14 protein-coding genes are annotated in these 13,899 nt (G+C 64.2%); 6 read left to right on the forward strand and 8 right to left on the reverse strand.

The window, feature by feature from the left end:
• Positions 1-537: 537 nt before the first annotated feature.
• Positions 538-1,299 carry a TylF/MycF/NovP-related O-methyltransferase gene (locus RHPLAN_RS37245; protein WP_068029852.1) on the reverse strand — a complete coding sequence of 254 codons (762 nt, stop codon included), beginning with the start codon at positions 1,297-1,299 and terminating at the stop codon, positions 538-540.
• A gap of 95 nt (positions 1,300-1,394) precedes the next feature.
• Between RHPLAN_RS37245 and RHPLAN_RS37250 the strand changes: the two genes are divergently transcribed.
• Both RHPLAN_RS37250 and RHPLAN_RS37255 read left to right on the forward strand, forming a co-directional pair.
• A complete protein-coding gene (locus RHPLAN_RS37250) occupies positions 1,395-2,552 on the forward strand; it encodes a DUF3095 domain-containing protein (RefSeq protein ID WP_068029855.1) in 1,158 nt (385 codons plus the stop codon).
• A gap of 178 nt (positions 2,553-2,730) precedes the next feature.
• Positions 2,731-3,360: a DUF1989 domain-containing protein gene (locus tag RHPLAN_RS37255; RefSeq protein WP_068029858.1), complete on the forward strand. Its 630-nt coding sequence runs from the start codon at positions 2,731-2,733 to the stop codon at positions 3,358-3,360.
• A 224-nt stretch (positions 3,361-3,584) separates the two neighbouring features.
• On the opposite strand, the gene RHPLAN_RS37260 is transcribed toward RHPLAN_RS37255, so the two are convergent.
• Positions 3,585-4,469: a TauD/TfdA dioxygenase family protein gene (locus RHPLAN_RS37260; protein WP_068032472.1), complete on the reverse strand. Its 885-nt coding sequence runs from the start codon at positions 4,467-4,469 to the stop codon at positions 3,585-3,587.
• A gap of 211 nt (positions 4,470-4,680) precedes the next feature.
• On the reverse strand, positions 4,681-5,379 hold the full coding sequence (locus tag RHPLAN_RS37265; RefSeq protein WP_068029861.1) for a hypothetical protein: 699 nt from the start codon (positions 5,377-5,379) through the stop codon (positions 4,681-4,683).
• A 206-nt stretch (positions 5,380-5,585) separates the two neighbouring features.
• Between RHPLAN_RS37265 and RHPLAN_RS37270 the strand changes: the two genes are divergently transcribed.
• A complete protein-coding gene (locus tag RHPLAN_RS37270; RefSeq protein ID WP_068029865.1) occupies positions 5,586-6,707 on the forward strand; it encodes a 5-methyltetrahydropteroyltriglutamate--homocysteine S-methyltransferase in 1,122 nt (373 codons plus the stop codon).
• Positions 6,708-6,770: 63 nt separating this feature from the next.
• Here RHPLAN_RS37270 and RHPLAN_RS37275 read toward each other — a convergent pair whose 3' ends face one another.
• The 4 genes from RHPLAN_RS37275 to RHPLAN_RS37290 form a co-directional block, all read right to left on the reverse strand.
• The gene (locus RHPLAN_RS37275) at positions 6,771-7,145 is read right to left on the reverse strand and encodes a hypothetical protein (protein ID WP_068029867.1); all 375 of its coding nucleotides are present in this window, start codon (positions 7,143-7,145) and stop codon (positions 6,771-6,773) included.
• A 123-nt stretch (positions 7,146-7,268) separates the two neighbouring features.
• The gene (ispG, locus tag RHPLAN_RS37280) at positions 7,269-8,522 is read right to left on the reverse strand and encodes a flavodoxin-dependent (E)-4-hydroxy-3-methylbut-2-enyl-diphosphate synthase (RefSeq protein ID WP_068029872.1); all 1,254 of its coding nucleotides are present in this window, start codon (positions 8,520-8,522) and stop codon (positions 7,269-7,271) included.
• A 34-nt stretch (positions 8,523-8,556) separates the two neighbouring features.
• Entirely contained in the window at positions 8,557-9,459 is a 903-nt protein-coding gene (locus tag RHPLAN_RS37285; protein WP_068029874.1) for a DMT family transporter, read from the reverse strand.
• 238 nt (positions 9,460-9,697) lie between these two features.
• Positions 9,698-10,192, reverse strand: coding sequence for a Fur family transcriptional regulator (locus tag RHPLAN_RS37290; protein WP_068029877.1), 495 nt, complete (start codon positions 10,190-10,192; stop codon positions 9,698-9,700).
• Between the two features lie 206 nt (positions 10,193-10,398).
• Here RHPLAN_RS37290 and RHPLAN_RS37295 point away from each other — a divergent pair, with 206 nt between their 5' ends.
• The 3 genes from RHPLAN_RS37295 to RHPLAN_RS37305 are packed head-to-tail and all read left to right on the forward strand — an operon-like array spanning position 10,399 to position 12,910.
• Positions 10,399-11,181 carry a 3-hydroxybutyrate dehydrogenase gene (locus RHPLAN_RS37295; RefSeq protein ID WP_068029880.1) on the forward strand — a complete coding sequence of 261 codons (783 nt, stop codon included), beginning with the start codon at positions 10,399-10,401 and terminating at the stop codon, positions 11,179-11,181.
• Positions 11,181-12,326 carry a patatin-like phospholipase family protein gene (locus tag RHPLAN_RS37300; RefSeq protein ID WP_068029883.1) on the forward strand — a complete coding sequence of 382 codons (1,146 nt, stop codon included), beginning with the start codon at positions 11,181-11,183 and terminating at the stop codon, positions 12,324-12,326. Before RHPLAN_RS37295 ends, RHPLAN_RS37300 begins: the two co-directional genes overlap by 1 nt.
• A 29-nt stretch (positions 12,327-12,355) precedes the next feature.
• The gene (locus tag RHPLAN_RS37305) at positions 12,356-12,910 is read left to right on the forward strand and encodes an O-acetyl-ADP-ribose deacetylase (RefSeq protein WP_068029885.1); all 555 of its coding nucleotides are present in this window, start codon (positions 12,356-12,358) and stop codon (positions 12,908-12,910) included.
• A gap of 149 nt (positions 12,911-13,059) precedes the next feature.
• Here the strand turns inward: RHPLAN_RS37305 and RHPLAN_RS37310 are convergent, their stop codons facing one another.
• The gene (locus RHPLAN_RS37310; protein ID WP_068029889.1) at positions 13,060-13,857 is read right to left on the reverse strand and encodes an N-acyl homoserine lactonase family protein; all 798 of its coding nucleotides are present in this window, start codon (positions 13,855-13,857) and stop codon (positions 13,060-13,062) included.
• Positions 13,858-13,899 lie beyond the last annotated feature (42 nt).

A 13,899-nucleotide genomic window follows, 5' to 3' on the forward strand; every position in this document is an offset into this window, starting at 1 on the left:
CGCGAGCGTTTCCCACCGGCGCCAGCCGTGGTCTCAGATTCAATTTTCAAACAGCCCTGCACACAAGCGTCCCCGGCTCCACGCGATGAACCGCGCGGATCGCCAGATTTCCCTGTCGGTTTATCCGGGCCATGCCCGGGTTTCGTTGCCTCCCCTGAGGGGAGCGGAGCGCCGGTTGGCGCCACGTATCAGTCGGCACCTTGCGAGGGTGCCGCGTGCCGTTTGACCGGCACGCACGCCTTCCAGCGCTCCACTGTGGCGATTTATTGCGAGGCCACCGTTCGAGATTCGATCGGACCGGCTGGGTTTTCACCCACCATGCTCCAGGGGGCATTTGCGCCCGCTTTCACCCGACCGCGCCCTGCCACTGAAGGCGGCCCCCTCATCGGGGACGGACAATGACCTCACACCCTGGGACGTGGTCACGAGCCACGCCTGCAGGCGCCACACCCCGCTCCGTCAGCCGAACGTCTCCGGAAGACGCCCTCAGATGAGCGAGGCAAATCAGAACTTATCACGAACATCAATGTGCGTCAATCAAACAACCAGCTTCTGCCACCACACGCAGGATTCGTCGACCGGCTCGATTTTCGGCTTGAGCCCGCGCTGGGCCAGGAAGTCCGTCACGGCCTTGGCGCAGCTTCGGATCCCGCCATAGTCATCGATGACCACGTATCCGGACGGCGAAAGCCGGTCGTAAAGATTGTTCAGCGCCGTGATCGTCGAGCCATACATGTCGCCATCGAGCCGGATCAACGCAAACCGTTCATCCCGAAGCTTCGGCAGCGTCTCCTCAAAAAATCCCTTGAGGAAAACCACTTGCGCGTCGAGCAGCCCATAGGCGGCAAAATGCGAACGCACGGTGTCTTCGGACACGGCAAGCTCGCTGAAGGCGTGCAGGCGATCTCGCTTGTCGGCAGGGTGCTTTGCATCCGGCGGCGGAAGCCCCTCAAAACTGTCGGCGCAATAGACCCGCCGGTCCTGCACGCCGTGTGCCGCGAGGACGCCGCGCATCAGGATGCAGGCGCCGCCCCGCCACACGCCGGTCTCGATGAAGTGGCCGGGGACATTGTTGTCGATCACGTCTTCGACCAGCTCCCGGAGATGACGCAGGCGCCGCCGCCCGATCATCGTGTGCGCCCGGCCGGGCCATGCGAATGCCCCGCGGCGCGTGAGATACGGATGGCGGAGGCGCTGCAGGAAAGAACGCCAGCGGATGTCTTCCGGCCGCTCGCGGTAAATCTCATCGGTCAGCGATTTTTCCAGGAGATCCAAATACAACGATCGCGGATCAGACATACAGCCCTGCACTCACGCCCTGCCCCTCAACGCGGCACATCCTACACGAGACACCCAGACATGATGCGCCGCCCATTGTCGGCTAACATCGCCTCATGCTGACACCGGCCTCGCCCGACCGTTTCTACACCAGCCTGCCGGTCTTCCGTGACTTCACCCACGTCATGGACCCAGGCCTGTTCCGGCCACTGCCGGATGACTGGGTGGTCGGCACCGCCGACATCGTGCAGTCGACCAAGGCGATTGCCGAAAACCGCTACAAGGCGGTGAACATGGCGGGTGCCTCCGTGATCGTCGCGATCACCCATGCGCTCGAGGATCGCGAATTTCCCTTCGTGTTCGGCGGCGATGGCGCAAGCTTCGCGGTGCCGGCCGCGGACGCGGACATCGCCCGCGAGGCGCTGGTCGCGACCGCGGCGTGGGTGCGCGACGATCTCGATCTGACGTTGCGCATCGGTATGGTGACGATCGGCGACATTCGGGCCCAGGGCTTCGACGTGCGCGTCGCGCGCTACGGGCCGTCGGAGCATATCGCGATCGCGATGTTTGCCGGCGGCGGCATCGCCTGGGCCGATGCCGCGATGAAGCGCGGCGAGATCGCGCTCGCCGCGGGGCCGCCCGGCGCGCGGCCGGATCTGAGCGGCCTGTCGTGCCGTTTCGAGGAGATCAAATCGTCGCGTGGCGTCGTGCTGTCGCTGGTGGTCGCGCCCATCCCGGGCGCCGACATGGACGCGTTCCGCGCGGCGATCGAGGACATCGCCCGGATTGTCGAGAAGACGCCGGATGCATCGCGTCCGGTGCCGGGGCAAAAGCTCAAGCTCACCTGGCCGCCGCAGGGCTTCGAACTAGAGGTGCGGGCCTCGCGAAAGCAGGGCGAGCCGCTGTGGCGGCGTCGCATCTATCTTCTGGCCTATACGTTCTTCGCCTTTCTGATTATGCGTTTCGGCATCACGGCCGGGCAATTCATTCCGGCAAAATACACCCGCGAACTGATCGACAACTCCGACTTCCGCAAATTTGACGATGCGCTTCGCATGGTGCTCGACTGCACCGTGGAGCTTGCCGACGAGATCGAGGCGCATCTCGCCGAACGCGCGAGGAACAACATTCTGCGCTACGGCACCCACCGCCAGCACGCCGCGATGATGACCTGCTTCACGCCATCGCCGACGCGATCCAACCACGTGCACTTCGTCGACGGCGCGCTGGGCGGCTATGCGATGGCGGCAAGCCAGCTGAAGCGCGGGTTGTGATGCCTCGGGTTGACTCTCACTTTTTTCACCTCTCCCATGGGGAGAGGTCGACGCGCGAAAGCGCGTCGGGTGAGGGGGTACGGTTTATCGATAGAGCTGTTCCCCCTCACCCCGACCCTCTCCCCGATGGGGGAGAGGGAGTCAGATCGAGTCTGCTGCAGCAACTGGGAATACAACCATGAGCAAAGCCACCGCCGTTCTCACACCCGGCACACCGGTCACACTGCCGCCGGCCGGCAACATCAGCTTCGAGATCGAGACCGGACAGCGCTTCAAGCTCACCCAGCCCGAGGGCGAGCAGGTCGCCGACCTGATCTCGTTCAACCGAGACGACCCGCGCGAGCTTTTGTCGATGCACAGCAGCCGCGCCGTGAACCTCAGCTGGAAGTTCACCAAGCCGATGACGCTCTACACCAACCGCACGCGGCCGATGTGGACGATCGAGGAAGACCTCACCGGCGAGAACTATTGCGGCGGTGGCTACTGCTCCGAGCATCTCAACATGATGCGCTACGGCGACAAGGGCAAAGGCCAGCCGAACTGCCAGCAGAACCTCGAGAAGGCCATCAGCGGCTACGGCATGGACCGCTGGAACTTCAACATCGACGCCTGCTTCAACGTGTTCATGACGGTGGCCTACGATCCCGACGGCAAGTGGGAAATCCGCGACGCCAAGGGCAAGGTCGGCGACTACATGATCATGAAGGCGCTGATGCCGCAGATCGTGGCGATCTCGAATTGCCCGATCCTGTTCAACCCGTGCAACAACTACAAGCTCAAGCCGCTGACGCTGGAGATTTTGAAGTAGCGTACTCGCTCTGTTGAAATCGCGGGGCTCGCTCTCTCCCCACGTGTCCCGGGCGCAGCGCAGCACGAGCGAAAGCGAGTGGTGCGATGCAGACCCGGGACCCCGGTTTTTTCCTTCACGTTGACAGCAACCGGGGTCCCGGATCAGCGGTGCACCGTTCCGCTTCGCTCCACGCTGCACCGCGTCCGGGACACGAGTTGATAGACCGCAGCCCCAACTCAAAATCACACCGGCCGCTCGCCCTTCACGGTGACGCGCGTGCCGGAGCGGGTGTGCGGCCAGTAGTCCCACATCGCGCGATGCTGCGTGCAGCGATTGTCCCAGAACGCGATCGCGTTCTCGGTCCAGCGGAAGCGGCACTGGAACAGCGGATTCTCGGCGTGCTGATAAAGATACGCGAGTATCGCGTCGCTCTCGTCGCGCGGAATGCCGATGATGTGGTGCGTGAATCCGCGGTTGACGTAGAGCGCCTTCTTGCCGGTCACCGGATGGGTGCGGACGATCGGATGCTCGGCGCTCGGATAGGCCGGCTTGTCGGCGACGCCGGCGTTTGAATAGAGCCCGCGATACACCGGCTCGCCATCGTGCAGCGCCGTGAGGCCGGCAAGATACGCCTTCATGCGGTCCGACAGCGCGTCATAAGCCGCATACATGCTGGCGAACAGCGTGTCGCCGCCATGCGGCGGGCACTGTTTGATATGAAGGATCGATCCCATCGGCGGTTCGAGATCACACGACACATCGGTGTGCCAGCCCTCGCCGTTGGCGCGCGGCGATTTTTCGTCGGCGTAGATCTTCATCAGCGCCGGCTCGCCGGGTTCGTGCGGCGCCGCCGGATGGATGTGCAGTTCGCCGAACAACCGGCCGAAGGCGAGATGCTGCTGCAGGCTGATGAACTGATCGCGAAAAAAGATCACCGAGTTCTCCGCGAGCGCGCGGTGGATTTCATCACGCTCGCGGTTCGATAGCGGCTTCGCCAGATCGACGCCGCTGATCTCCGCGCCGATGATCGGCGTAAGCTTGTCGACGCCGATGGTTTCATAAGGCGTGGGGGTCTCGTCGGCGGCGTGCCGATAGCGCGGGCCGTCCTTGCTGCTGAGCGAACTCATGGCCATTCTCCCGGTCGAGAATGGGTTGATGATAGCGCGGATTGAGCACTCCTTCACCTCTCCCATGGGGAGAGGTCGACGCGCGAAAGCGCGTCGGGTGAGGGGGTACGGTTTATCGAGAGAGTGAGGCCCCCTCACCCCGACCCTCTCCCCGCTGGGGAGAGGGGGCGCACCGCCGATGACAACGCACCTTGCGCGACTGCAACGCGGCCTATTGGGCAGGCTTCTCCAGCGCCGCGCTTCGCGTGCGGATATTCACCTTGGTCTTCGGCGTGTCGCTCTTGGAGAGGTCGGGCGGCCATTCGGTCATCCAGCTCGCAAGCGGAATGACCGGCGGCGGCACGCCGGCGTCGACCAGCGCCGGATCGATGGCGTAGAGATCGCCGTTCTTTTCCCTCAGCACCGCGGTGTTGCGCGGGTCGACCAGACCGCCGGAGTTGGAAAGCTTCGCCACCTCGTGGAAACGGAACAGACCGCCGCGCTCCATCATCGTCATGTAGGTCCAGGTGTTGACCGACTCGTCGATGCAATCGAGCTGCGTCGGGTCGCTCATGTTCGGCAGGATCTCCCGATCCTTGTGGGTCCATTGATGGACCGCCGTGCCGGTCTTGGCGCCGACCAGCATGCGCATGGTGGCGACGGCGACCGAAATCTTGCGCCGCTCGGCCTTGGCGTCCTTGGCCGGCGGCCGCATCACCGCGACCACCTTCGACCATTCCTGCGGGCTGAGCGAGACCGTCGAGCTCGAGCTGCAGGCGAAGCCGTGGCATTCGCGGAACGAGGCGAGCGTCGGCTGGGCCTGGGCGTAGGAGTCGAGAAAGGTCGTGGTCTGATGCTGAGCGTTCTGGGTGACGCAGGCGGACAATGCCAGCGCCGCACCAAGCCCGCCGAAGACGTCCCGCACCCGCACTGCCAACCCCCTGTCAGCCGTACACTCGGTGAAGATTACGGTATCGCCGAAGGGTGTCACGGCGAATCCCGGGATGCGCTGCAATTTTCCGCGAAGTGACGCAGGCCGCACACACCATCACCAACTCTAGATTTAAGATATTGAAATAACATAAAATTCTTTGGTCTCGCTCAGACCTCGACCCAGGAAAACAAAGGATTGCTCCCGTGACCGCACCCGCGCTTCCTCCGTTCAAGGCCGAGGTGGTCGGCAGCCTGCTGCGCCCGGCTACCATCTTCGAGGCCCGCAACGGCCGCTTGCAGGGCCGCGTGAGCGCCGATGAATTGTGGGCGGTCGAGACGCGCGCCATCGAGGATGCGGTGGCGCTGCAGCGCGATGTCGGCCTCAAGGTGTGCACCGACGGCGAATTCCGCCGCCGGCACTGGTTCATGGATTTCATCGAGCGCATCGACGGCGTGGGCTTCGAGGGCTCGCTCCCGACGCGCTTTCACAACGAGGGCGGTGACGTCGAATTCGCACCGCCGCGCGTGATCGTCAAAAGCAAGCTGAAGCGCGTTCAGCCGCTCGCGGTCCACCATTTCGCGGCGCTCAAGCCCATCGCCGACAAAGCGGGTCTCGTCGCCAAGCAGCCGATCCCCTCGCCGACCATCCTGCACTTTCGCGGCGGTCGGGCCGCGATCGACAGCAAAGCCTATCCGGACATCGAGGAATTCTTTGCCGATCTTGCCAGCGTCTATCGCGAGGAGATCGCGGCGCTCTATCAGGCCGGCTGCCGCTACGTGCAGATCGACGAGACCAACCTGCCGTTCCTGTGCGATCCGCAGATGCGCAAAGGCGTGGTCGAGCGCGGAGACGATCCGGACGCCCTGCCTGCGAAATACGTCGCGCTGCTCAACGATTGCCTGCGCGGGGTGCCGGACGACATGGCGGTCGGCATGCACATGTGCCGCGGCAACCACGAAAGCAGCTGGGCCGCGGAAGGCGGCTACGATCCGGTGGCGGAGCTGGCCTTCAGCGCCATCGACGTCGACGCGCTGTTTCTCGAATACGACAGCCCGCGCGCCGGCACGTTTGTGCCGCTGACGCACTTGGCGAAGAACAAGGTTGCGGTGCTGGGCCTGGTCACGACCAAGAAGGGCAAGATCGAATCCCGGGACGAGATCAAGCGCCGCATCGAAGAAGCGGCGCAAGTGGTGCCGCTTCACCAGCTGGCTCTGAGCCCGCAATGCGGCTTTGCCAGCACGATCAAGGGCAACGCGCTCACGCCCGACGAGCAGCGGCGCAAGCTCGAGCTGGTGGTCGAGGTGGCGAAGGAGATTTGGGGCTAGGTTTCGTAGGTTGGGTTGAGCGAAGCGAAACCCAACTTAGATCTTCGATGGGTTTCGCTGCGCTCAACCCATCCTACGACCGTCGCGCGCGGCATCGATCCGCTCGATCAACTCGTCGATGATCGGGTGATTGGAAAGCGGGATGAGCTGAATGGGAGCGCAGAAGGTCACTTTGTCTCCAAAGACGCTGGGCTTTCGCAGAGACAGCGTGACGCGAGGCGGACTCATCATCGGCGTGTAGTTCACGTTCTTGATATCCGACAACGCAATCCGATCGTCGCGGCCGCCGCTCTTCACCAGGAGCGCGTCACCGGCATCGAGCACCTCATCGACGAGATCGAAGATGAACTTCTTCATAATGACGTAACCGACGACGGCCATCGCGACCGGCGCGATAAAAAACAGCAGGTCCGGCGACGCCGCAGCGCCTCTCGTCAACGAAACAACGATTGGGACAGTCACAAATAATGCAAGAAACCCGTACCAGATGACGGGAAACACCCGCTTGTACCAAAACGTGGCCCGAGACGATAAGCGGCGCATCGGACCCGCCTCGGTGGATTACTCCGCCGCGGTCTGGCCCGCACCGCCGACGCCGTAGCGGCGATCGATGTAGTCGATCACGAGCTTCTGGAAGTCTTGCGAGACGGTGGGACCGCGCAAGGTCACGGCCTTCTTGCCGTCGATGAACACGGGCGCAGCCGGCGCCTCGCCGGTGCCAGGGAGCGAGATGCCGATGTCGGCGTGCTTCGACTCACCAGGCCCGTTGACGATGCAGCCCATCACCGCGACGTTGAGCGCTTCGACGCCCGGATACTTCTTCTTCCACTCCGGCATCGAGTCGCGGATGAACGACTGGATCGAACCGGCGAGCTCCTGGAACGTGGTCGAGGTGGTGCGGCCGCAGCCGGGGCATGCCGCAACCAGCGGCACGAAGGTGCGGAAGCCCATGGTCTGCAGGATCTCCTGACCGACCTTCACTTCCAGCGTGCGGTCGCCACCCGGCTCCGGCGTCAGCGACACGCGGATGGTGTCGCCGATGCCCTGCTGCAGCAGAATGCCGAGCGCGGCCGACGACGCGACGATGCCTTTCGATCCCATGCCGGCCTCGGTGAGGCCGAGATGGATCGCATAGTCCGAGCGCTTGGCGAGGTCGGCATAGACCAGCACCAGGTCCTGCACCGACGAAACCTTCGCCGAGAGGATGATCTTGTTGCGCGGCAGGCCGATCTCCTCGGCGCGCGCGGCCGACAGCAGCGCCGACTGGATCATCGCCTCGCGGGTGATCTCGCGGGCCTCCTTCGGCTGGTTCGACTTGGAGTTCTCGTCCATCAGGTGCGTGAGCAACTCCTGATCGAGCGAGCCCCAATTGGCGCCGATGCGCACCGGCTTGTTGTGTTTGATCGCCATCTCGACGATCGAGGAGAACTGCTTGTCCTTCTTGTCCTTGAAGCCGACATTGCCCGGATTGATGCGGTACTTGTCGAGCGCCTCGGCGCAGCCGGGATGGTCGGCCAGAAGCTTGTGGCCGATGTAGTGGAAGTCGCCGACGATCGGAACCTCGCAGCCGATCTTGAGCAGCCGTTCCTTGATCTTCGGAACCGCCGCCGCGGCCTCGTCGCGGTCGACCGTGATGCGGACGATCTCGGAACCGGCATTGGCCAGCGCCGCCACCTGGCGGACCGTGGAATCGATGTCCGCGGTATCGGTGTTGGTCATCGACTGCACCACGATGGGGGCGCCGCCGCCGACCGTGACATTGCCGACCTGAACCGGCACCGACTGGCGCCTCGCCTGCATTCCGACGTCCTGCATTGGAACTCTCTCTCCTGACGGGCCTGATATAGCCCTATCGAGGCCGGTTGACGAGTATCAGGCCGCCCGCGACCAGGGCCACGGCCACGGCAAAAGCCGGGGTCAGGGGCTCGCCCAGCACGAAATGGCCGGCCGCCACCCCGAACAGCGGGGTCAGGAACGTGAAGGCCGACAGCCGGCTCGCCGAGTATTTCACGATCAGGGCGAACCACAGGCTGAACGTGGTGCCGAGCACGACGGTCTGGTAGGCGAGCGAACCGAGCGCCACCGCGGACGGCATGGCGGTCATCCGTTCGCCGAACACCCATGCGCCCACGGCGACGATCGGCACGCAGACCGCGACCTGGTAGAGCAGCGTCTTTTCCGGCGAGATGCGCGAAAGCGAGCTGGCCTTGATCACCAGCGTGGTCGCGGCCCAGGCTGCGGCCGCGCCGGCCATCATCAGGTCGCCGAGCAACTGGTGCGGCGAGGATGCCGGCGCTGGCACGCCAAACGCGACCATCATGCCGGCGAAGGCCAGCACCAGGCCGGCCCATTGCATGAGGCGGAAGCGATCACCCGGAAACAGCCAGCGCGCACCGAGCACGACGAAAAACGGCGCGAGGTAGATGAACAGCGTCGCGCGCGAGGCCGCGGTGTAGACGAGGCCGCGATAGATCAGCAGGAACTCGAGACCGAACAGGATACCGACGACAATGCCGGCCGCGAGCGTGCCGTCGCGCTCCATCACCGGCAGGCCGCGGGCGCGCATGATGCCGAGCACGATCAGCATGCCGAGCGCGGAGCGGATCGCGCATTGCAACAGCGGCGGCACGCCTTCGAGGATCGCGAGCTTCACGATCGGCTGATTGAAGCCCCAGGTGATGCAGAGAAACACCGTGCTCGCCATGCCGGCGGTATCGAGCGGCCGCGTGTGGCTGGTGTGGGTGGTGGTCATGCGAAGAGATGCAGCGAGTGCGGTGCTTGAACGTTATGTTTTCGCACGCTCGCGCCACAACGTCCCCTCCCCCGCATAGCCCGTCGAAGACGGGCGTAAACGCCCTTTCGCGGGGGGAGGGCTAGGGAGGGGGCATGCTGCAGGCACCGGCCGTGATGCAGGCCCCCTCCCCAACCCTCCCCCGCAAGCGGGAGAGGGAGCGCGCCGCCCGGGGGGCACAGGGAGTCAATTACAAACATCAGCCGGCGTGTTCGTGCTGCTGGCAATGGGCGCAGACGCCGGAGATCTCGATCACCGGCGCCTTCGGCGCGAAGCCCGCGGCGCGCGCGGCGCTCTTGAGCTGATCGGCGACGGCGGCCGACGCGGCCTCGCCCACGGCGCCGCAGTGCTCGCAGATCAGGAACACCACGAGATCGCCCGCCGCGTGATTGTTGACGCAAGCGACGAAGGCGTTGCGGCTCTCGATGCGATGCACGAGGCCGTTGTCGCGGAGAAAATCCAGCGCGCGATAGATCGTGATCGGCGCAGGCCTGACGCCGTCGGCCGCGGCGCGATCCATGATCTCATAGGCGCCGAGCGGCTTGTGGCTGCCGAGCAGCACCTCGAGCACCTGGCGGCGGATCGGCGTAAGCCGCTGCGAGCGCTGCGCGCACAACGCTTCCGCATGCGCCAGCGCATCCGCGGTGCAGCGCTGATGATCGTGATCGGGAGCGTGGAAGACCGGGTGCGTCATGCCGCTGAGATAAGGTCCGGCGGCTGGAATGCCGCCCCTGAAGTGTAACGCGACCGCCCGAACCGCGCGAAATAACCTGCCGCACCGGAGCCATGCGCCGCGTTTTTGTTATTGCATTGCAACAATTCAATGGCCACTTTCGTCCTGCACTTCACCGGGAACCGCCCAGGGGGCGACCCTCAACACGAATTCATATGGTGCTACAAATGCTTAAAGGGAAAAACGCAGTCGTAACCGGCTCCACGTCGGGGATCGGTCTGGGCATCGCCCGCGCCTTCGCCAAGGACGGCGCCAATGTGGTGATCAACGGTTTCGGCCCCGCAGACGAAATCGAGAAGGAGCGCTCCGGCATCGAGAAGGAGTTCGGCGTCAAGGCGATCTACTCGCCAGCCGACATGACCAAGCCGGCCGAAGTGGTCGCGATGATCAAGCTCGCGGAAACACAGCTCGGCTCCTGCGACGTGCTCGTCAACAACGCCGGCATCCAGCATGTCGCGCCGATCGAGGAATTCCCGCCCGAGAAGTGGGACGCCATCATCGCGATCAATCTGTCGTCGGCGTTCCATGCCATCCGCACCGCGGTGCCGGGGATGAAGGCGCGCAAGTGGGGCCGCATCATCCAGACCGCGTCGGCGCATTCGCTGGTCGCCTCGCCGTTCAAGTCGGCTTACGTGACGGCGAAGCACGGCATCGCCGGTCTCACCAAGACCGTCGCACTGGAGACCGCGACCTTCGGCATCACCTGCAACTGCATCTCGCCGGGCTATGTGTGGACGCCGCTCGTCGCGAAGCAAATTCCCGACACCATGGCGGCGCGCCACATGACCGAGGAGCAGGTCAAGCGTGACGTGCTGCTCGCAGCCCAACCGACGAAGGAGTTCGTCACGGTCGATCAGGTGGCGTCGCTGGCGCTCTATCTCACCAGCGATGCGGCCGCTTCGATCACCGGCGCCAACATGTCCATCGATGGCGGGTGGACTGCCGAATAATGGAATTGCTCAACCGGGCACTCCGCCGCCCCAGCGCGTCCAAGAATCCGTCCAAGAAATCTTCGAAGCCTGCGAACGGCAAGAAGAAGATCAATCTTGCGCTGCAAGGCGGAGGCGCCCACGGCGCCTTCACGTGGGGAGTGCTCGATGAGCTGTTGAGCGACGACCGCATCGAGATCGAGGGCCTGTCCGGCACCTCGGCCGGTGCGGTCAACGCCGTGATGGTCGCCGACGGACTTGCCCGCGGCGGCCGCGAGGAAGCCAGAAAACGCCTCGCCGACTTCTGGCGCGCGGCAAGCCGCGACGGCGACATGTCGAAGCTCAACCGCGCCATCTCGGAGCGGCTGTTCTCGCTGATCCCGATTGCCGTGACGCCGTTCCAGCCATGGTTCGACGCCATGTCGCGGATGCTGTCGCCCTACGACCTCAATCCGCTCAACATCAATCCGCTGAAGGACCTGATCGTCCGCTTTGTCGATTTCGACGCCGTGAAAAATAGCGGCATTCCCTTGTTCATCGCGGCGACCAATGTCCACACCGGCCGCCTGCGGGTGTTCCCGCGCGACAAGGTCAACGCCGAAGTCGTGATGGCGTCTGCCGCGCTGCCCTACGTGTTCCGCGCCGTCGAGATCGAAGGCGTGCCCTACTGGGATGGCGGCTACACGTCGAATCCGCCGATCTATCCGTTCTTCCGGACCACCGAGACCGAGGACGTGCTGGTGGTGCAGATCAATCCGGTGGTGCGTGCGAGCGAGCCGCATTCGGCGCAGGAGATCATGAACCGCGTCAACGAGATCACGTTCAACGCCTCGCTGATCGCGGAGTATCGCGCCATCGAATTCGTGCGGCGGCTGATCGACGAGGGCGCGCTGAAGCGCGGCATGGGACCGGGCGAATACCGCCGCATCAATGTGCACCGGGTCGATCTCGGATTTATCGGACGCAAGCTGTCGGCGCAAAGCCGGCTCAACACCGATTTCGATTTCTTCGAGATGCTGCATCGCGCCGGCACCCGCGCCGGCCGACGGTTCCTCGATCAGCATTTCGACGATATCGGCGTGCGCAGCACCATCGACCTGCGCGAGCAGATGCGCGCCGAGCATGACGAGGAGATGCCGGCCGGCATCGATCGGCTGACGAAGTAATCAGCTGCGCCTTGTGCTACGTTGGCGCGATGGCATCGCCGCTTCTCTCTGCCACTGTCAAGTCCGCGCGGCTCGACATCGTCGAGGGCGACATCACCGGGCTTGCGCTCGATGCCATCGTCAACGCGGCCAACACGTCGCTGCTCGGCGGCGGCGGAGTCGATGGCGCGATCCATCGCGCCGCAGGCCCGGCATTGCTCGCCGAGTGCCGCACGCTCAACGGCTGCAAGACCGGCCAGGCGAAAATCACGCGCGGCTACAAGCTGCCAGCCAAACATGTGATCCATACGGCCGGGCCGGTGTGGCACGGCGGCGGCAGCGGCGAGGACGACCTGCTGGCGTCGTGCTACCGCACGTCGCTGGGGCTGGCTTTCGAACACGAACTACGCTCGGTCGCGTTTCCGGCGATCTCGACCGGCGTCTACGGTTTTCCGGCCGATCGTGCGGCGTTGATCGCAGTGAAGACCGTTGTGTCGGAGCTCAAGGCCGGAACGCGCCATGTCGAGCGCGTGGTGTTCTGCTGCTTCGGCAAGGCCTCGGCCAACCATCACGCCGAGGCGTTTGCCGAATTCAAGCTGACATGAACGGCACTCTCGTGTCCCGGGCGCAACGCAGCACGAAGTGATGCGTTGCAGACCCGGGACCCCGGTTTCTGTCTTTTCGCTGGGAGCAACCGGGGTCCCGCATCTGCGGTGCACCGCTTCGCGCTGCACCGCGTGCGGGACACAAGCTGCTACACCTTCGGATCAACGTCCAAGCGAACAACCAAACCCGCCAGCGCCGATGACGCCGCCGGATAAAGCTTCATCACCGCTGGATCGTGCCCCGGCACGATGTGATTGCGCGACGAAGCGAGCCGCTTCAGCGTGTTGTAGCCCTCCAGCACCTCGCCGAGATGGTAGGTGGTCGGAAAGATCCGTCCCTCGTCGAGATGCGGATAGAGATGTACCGCATCGGCCGCGAGCATGACCCAACCGCGTTTCGTTTTCACGCGGATGCTTTGCAGGCCCATGGCGTGGCCGCCAATGTGATGCAGCGTGATGCCCGGCGCAAGCTCGCTCGTGCCCTCATGAAACGTGATGCGGCCGGAGAACAGCTTCCGCACCATCGACACCACGTAGTCCTCTTCATAGGAAGAGCGGAGCTGCTTGTGGCACATGCAGCGGCCGGTGCAGTAGTTCATCTCCTTGTCCTGCACGTGATAGCGGGCGCGCGGGAACAGATCGACATTGCCGCAGTGATCGTAGTGCATGTGGCTGATGATGATGTCTTCGACCTTGTCGGGCTCGACGCCGAAACGCTTCAGCGCCTCGCCGACCGGCGTGACGATGGTGCGACCGCGCTTGCTGCCGACCGGCTGGTCGAAGCCGGTGTCGACGATGAAGGTGCGCTTGTCGTTGCGGATCACCCAGACGAAATAGTCGAGCGGCTGCAGCACGTCGTGCGGATCGCCGCCGATGTAGTTGTCCGCGGCCTTGCGCTGATGCTCGGCGTAGCGGACGGCGAAAACCTCCCAGATATCGTCGCTCATGATTTTGCTTTCCCTCTATCCGCGGTCATTCCGGGGCGCGGA

The sequence above is a fragment of the Rhodoplanes sp. Z2-YC6860 genome, from assembly GCF_001579845.1.
Taxonomy (GTDB): Bacteria; Pseudomonadota; Alphaproteobacteria; order Rhizobiales; family Xanthobacteraceae; genus Z2-YC6860.

What these genes read in the sequence shown, in the direction of transcription:
- RHPLAN_RS37245 (WP_068029852.1), bottom strand. Translation starts at nt 1,299, where the DNA reads ATGTCTGATCCGCGATCGTTGTATTTGGATCTCCTGGAAAAATCGCTG.
- RHPLAN_RS37250 (WP_068029855.1), top strand. Translation starts at nt 1,395, where the DNA reads ATGCTGACACCGGCCTCGCCCGACCGTTTCTACACCAGCCTGCCGGTC.
- RHPLAN_RS37255 (WP_068029858.1), top strand. Translation starts at nt 2,731, where the DNA reads ATGAGCAAAGCCACCGCCGTTCTCACACCCGGCACACCGGTCACACTG.
- RHPLAN_RS37260 (WP_068032472.1), bottom strand. Translation starts at nt 4,469, where the DNA reads ATGAGTTCGCTCAGCAGCAAGGACGGCCCGCGCTATCGGCACGCCGCC.
- ispG (WP_068029872.1), bottom strand. Translation starts at nt 8,522, where the DNA reads ATGCAGGACGTCGGAATGCAGGCGAGGCGCCAGTCGGTGCCGGTTCAG.
- RHPLAN_RS37285 (WP_068029874.1), bottom strand. Translation starts at nt 9,459, where the DNA reads ATGACCACCACCCACACCAGCCACACGCGGCCGCTCGATACCGCCGGC.
- RHPLAN_RS37290 (WP_068029877.1), bottom strand. Translation starts at nt 10,192, where the DNA reads ATGACGCACCCGGTCTTCCACGCTCCCGATCACGATCATCAGCGCTGC.
- RHPLAN_RS37295 (WP_068029880.1), top strand. Translation starts at nt 10,399, where the DNA reads ATGCTTAAAGGGAAAAACGCAGTCGTAACCGGCTCCACGTCGGGGATC.
- RHPLAN_RS37300 (WP_068029883.1), top strand. Translation starts at nt 11,181, where the DNA reads ATGGAATTGCTCAACCGGGCACTCCGCCGCCCCAGCGCGTCCAAGAAT.
- RHPLAN_RS37305 (WP_068029885.1), top strand. Translation starts at nt 12,356, where the DNA reads ATGGCATCGCCGCTTCTCTCTGCCACTGTCAAGTCCGCGCGGCTCGAC.
- RHPLAN_RS37310 (WP_068029889.1), bottom strand. Translation starts at nt 13,857, where the DNA reads ATGAGCGACGATATCTGGGAGGTTTTCGCCGTCCGCTACGCCGAGCAT.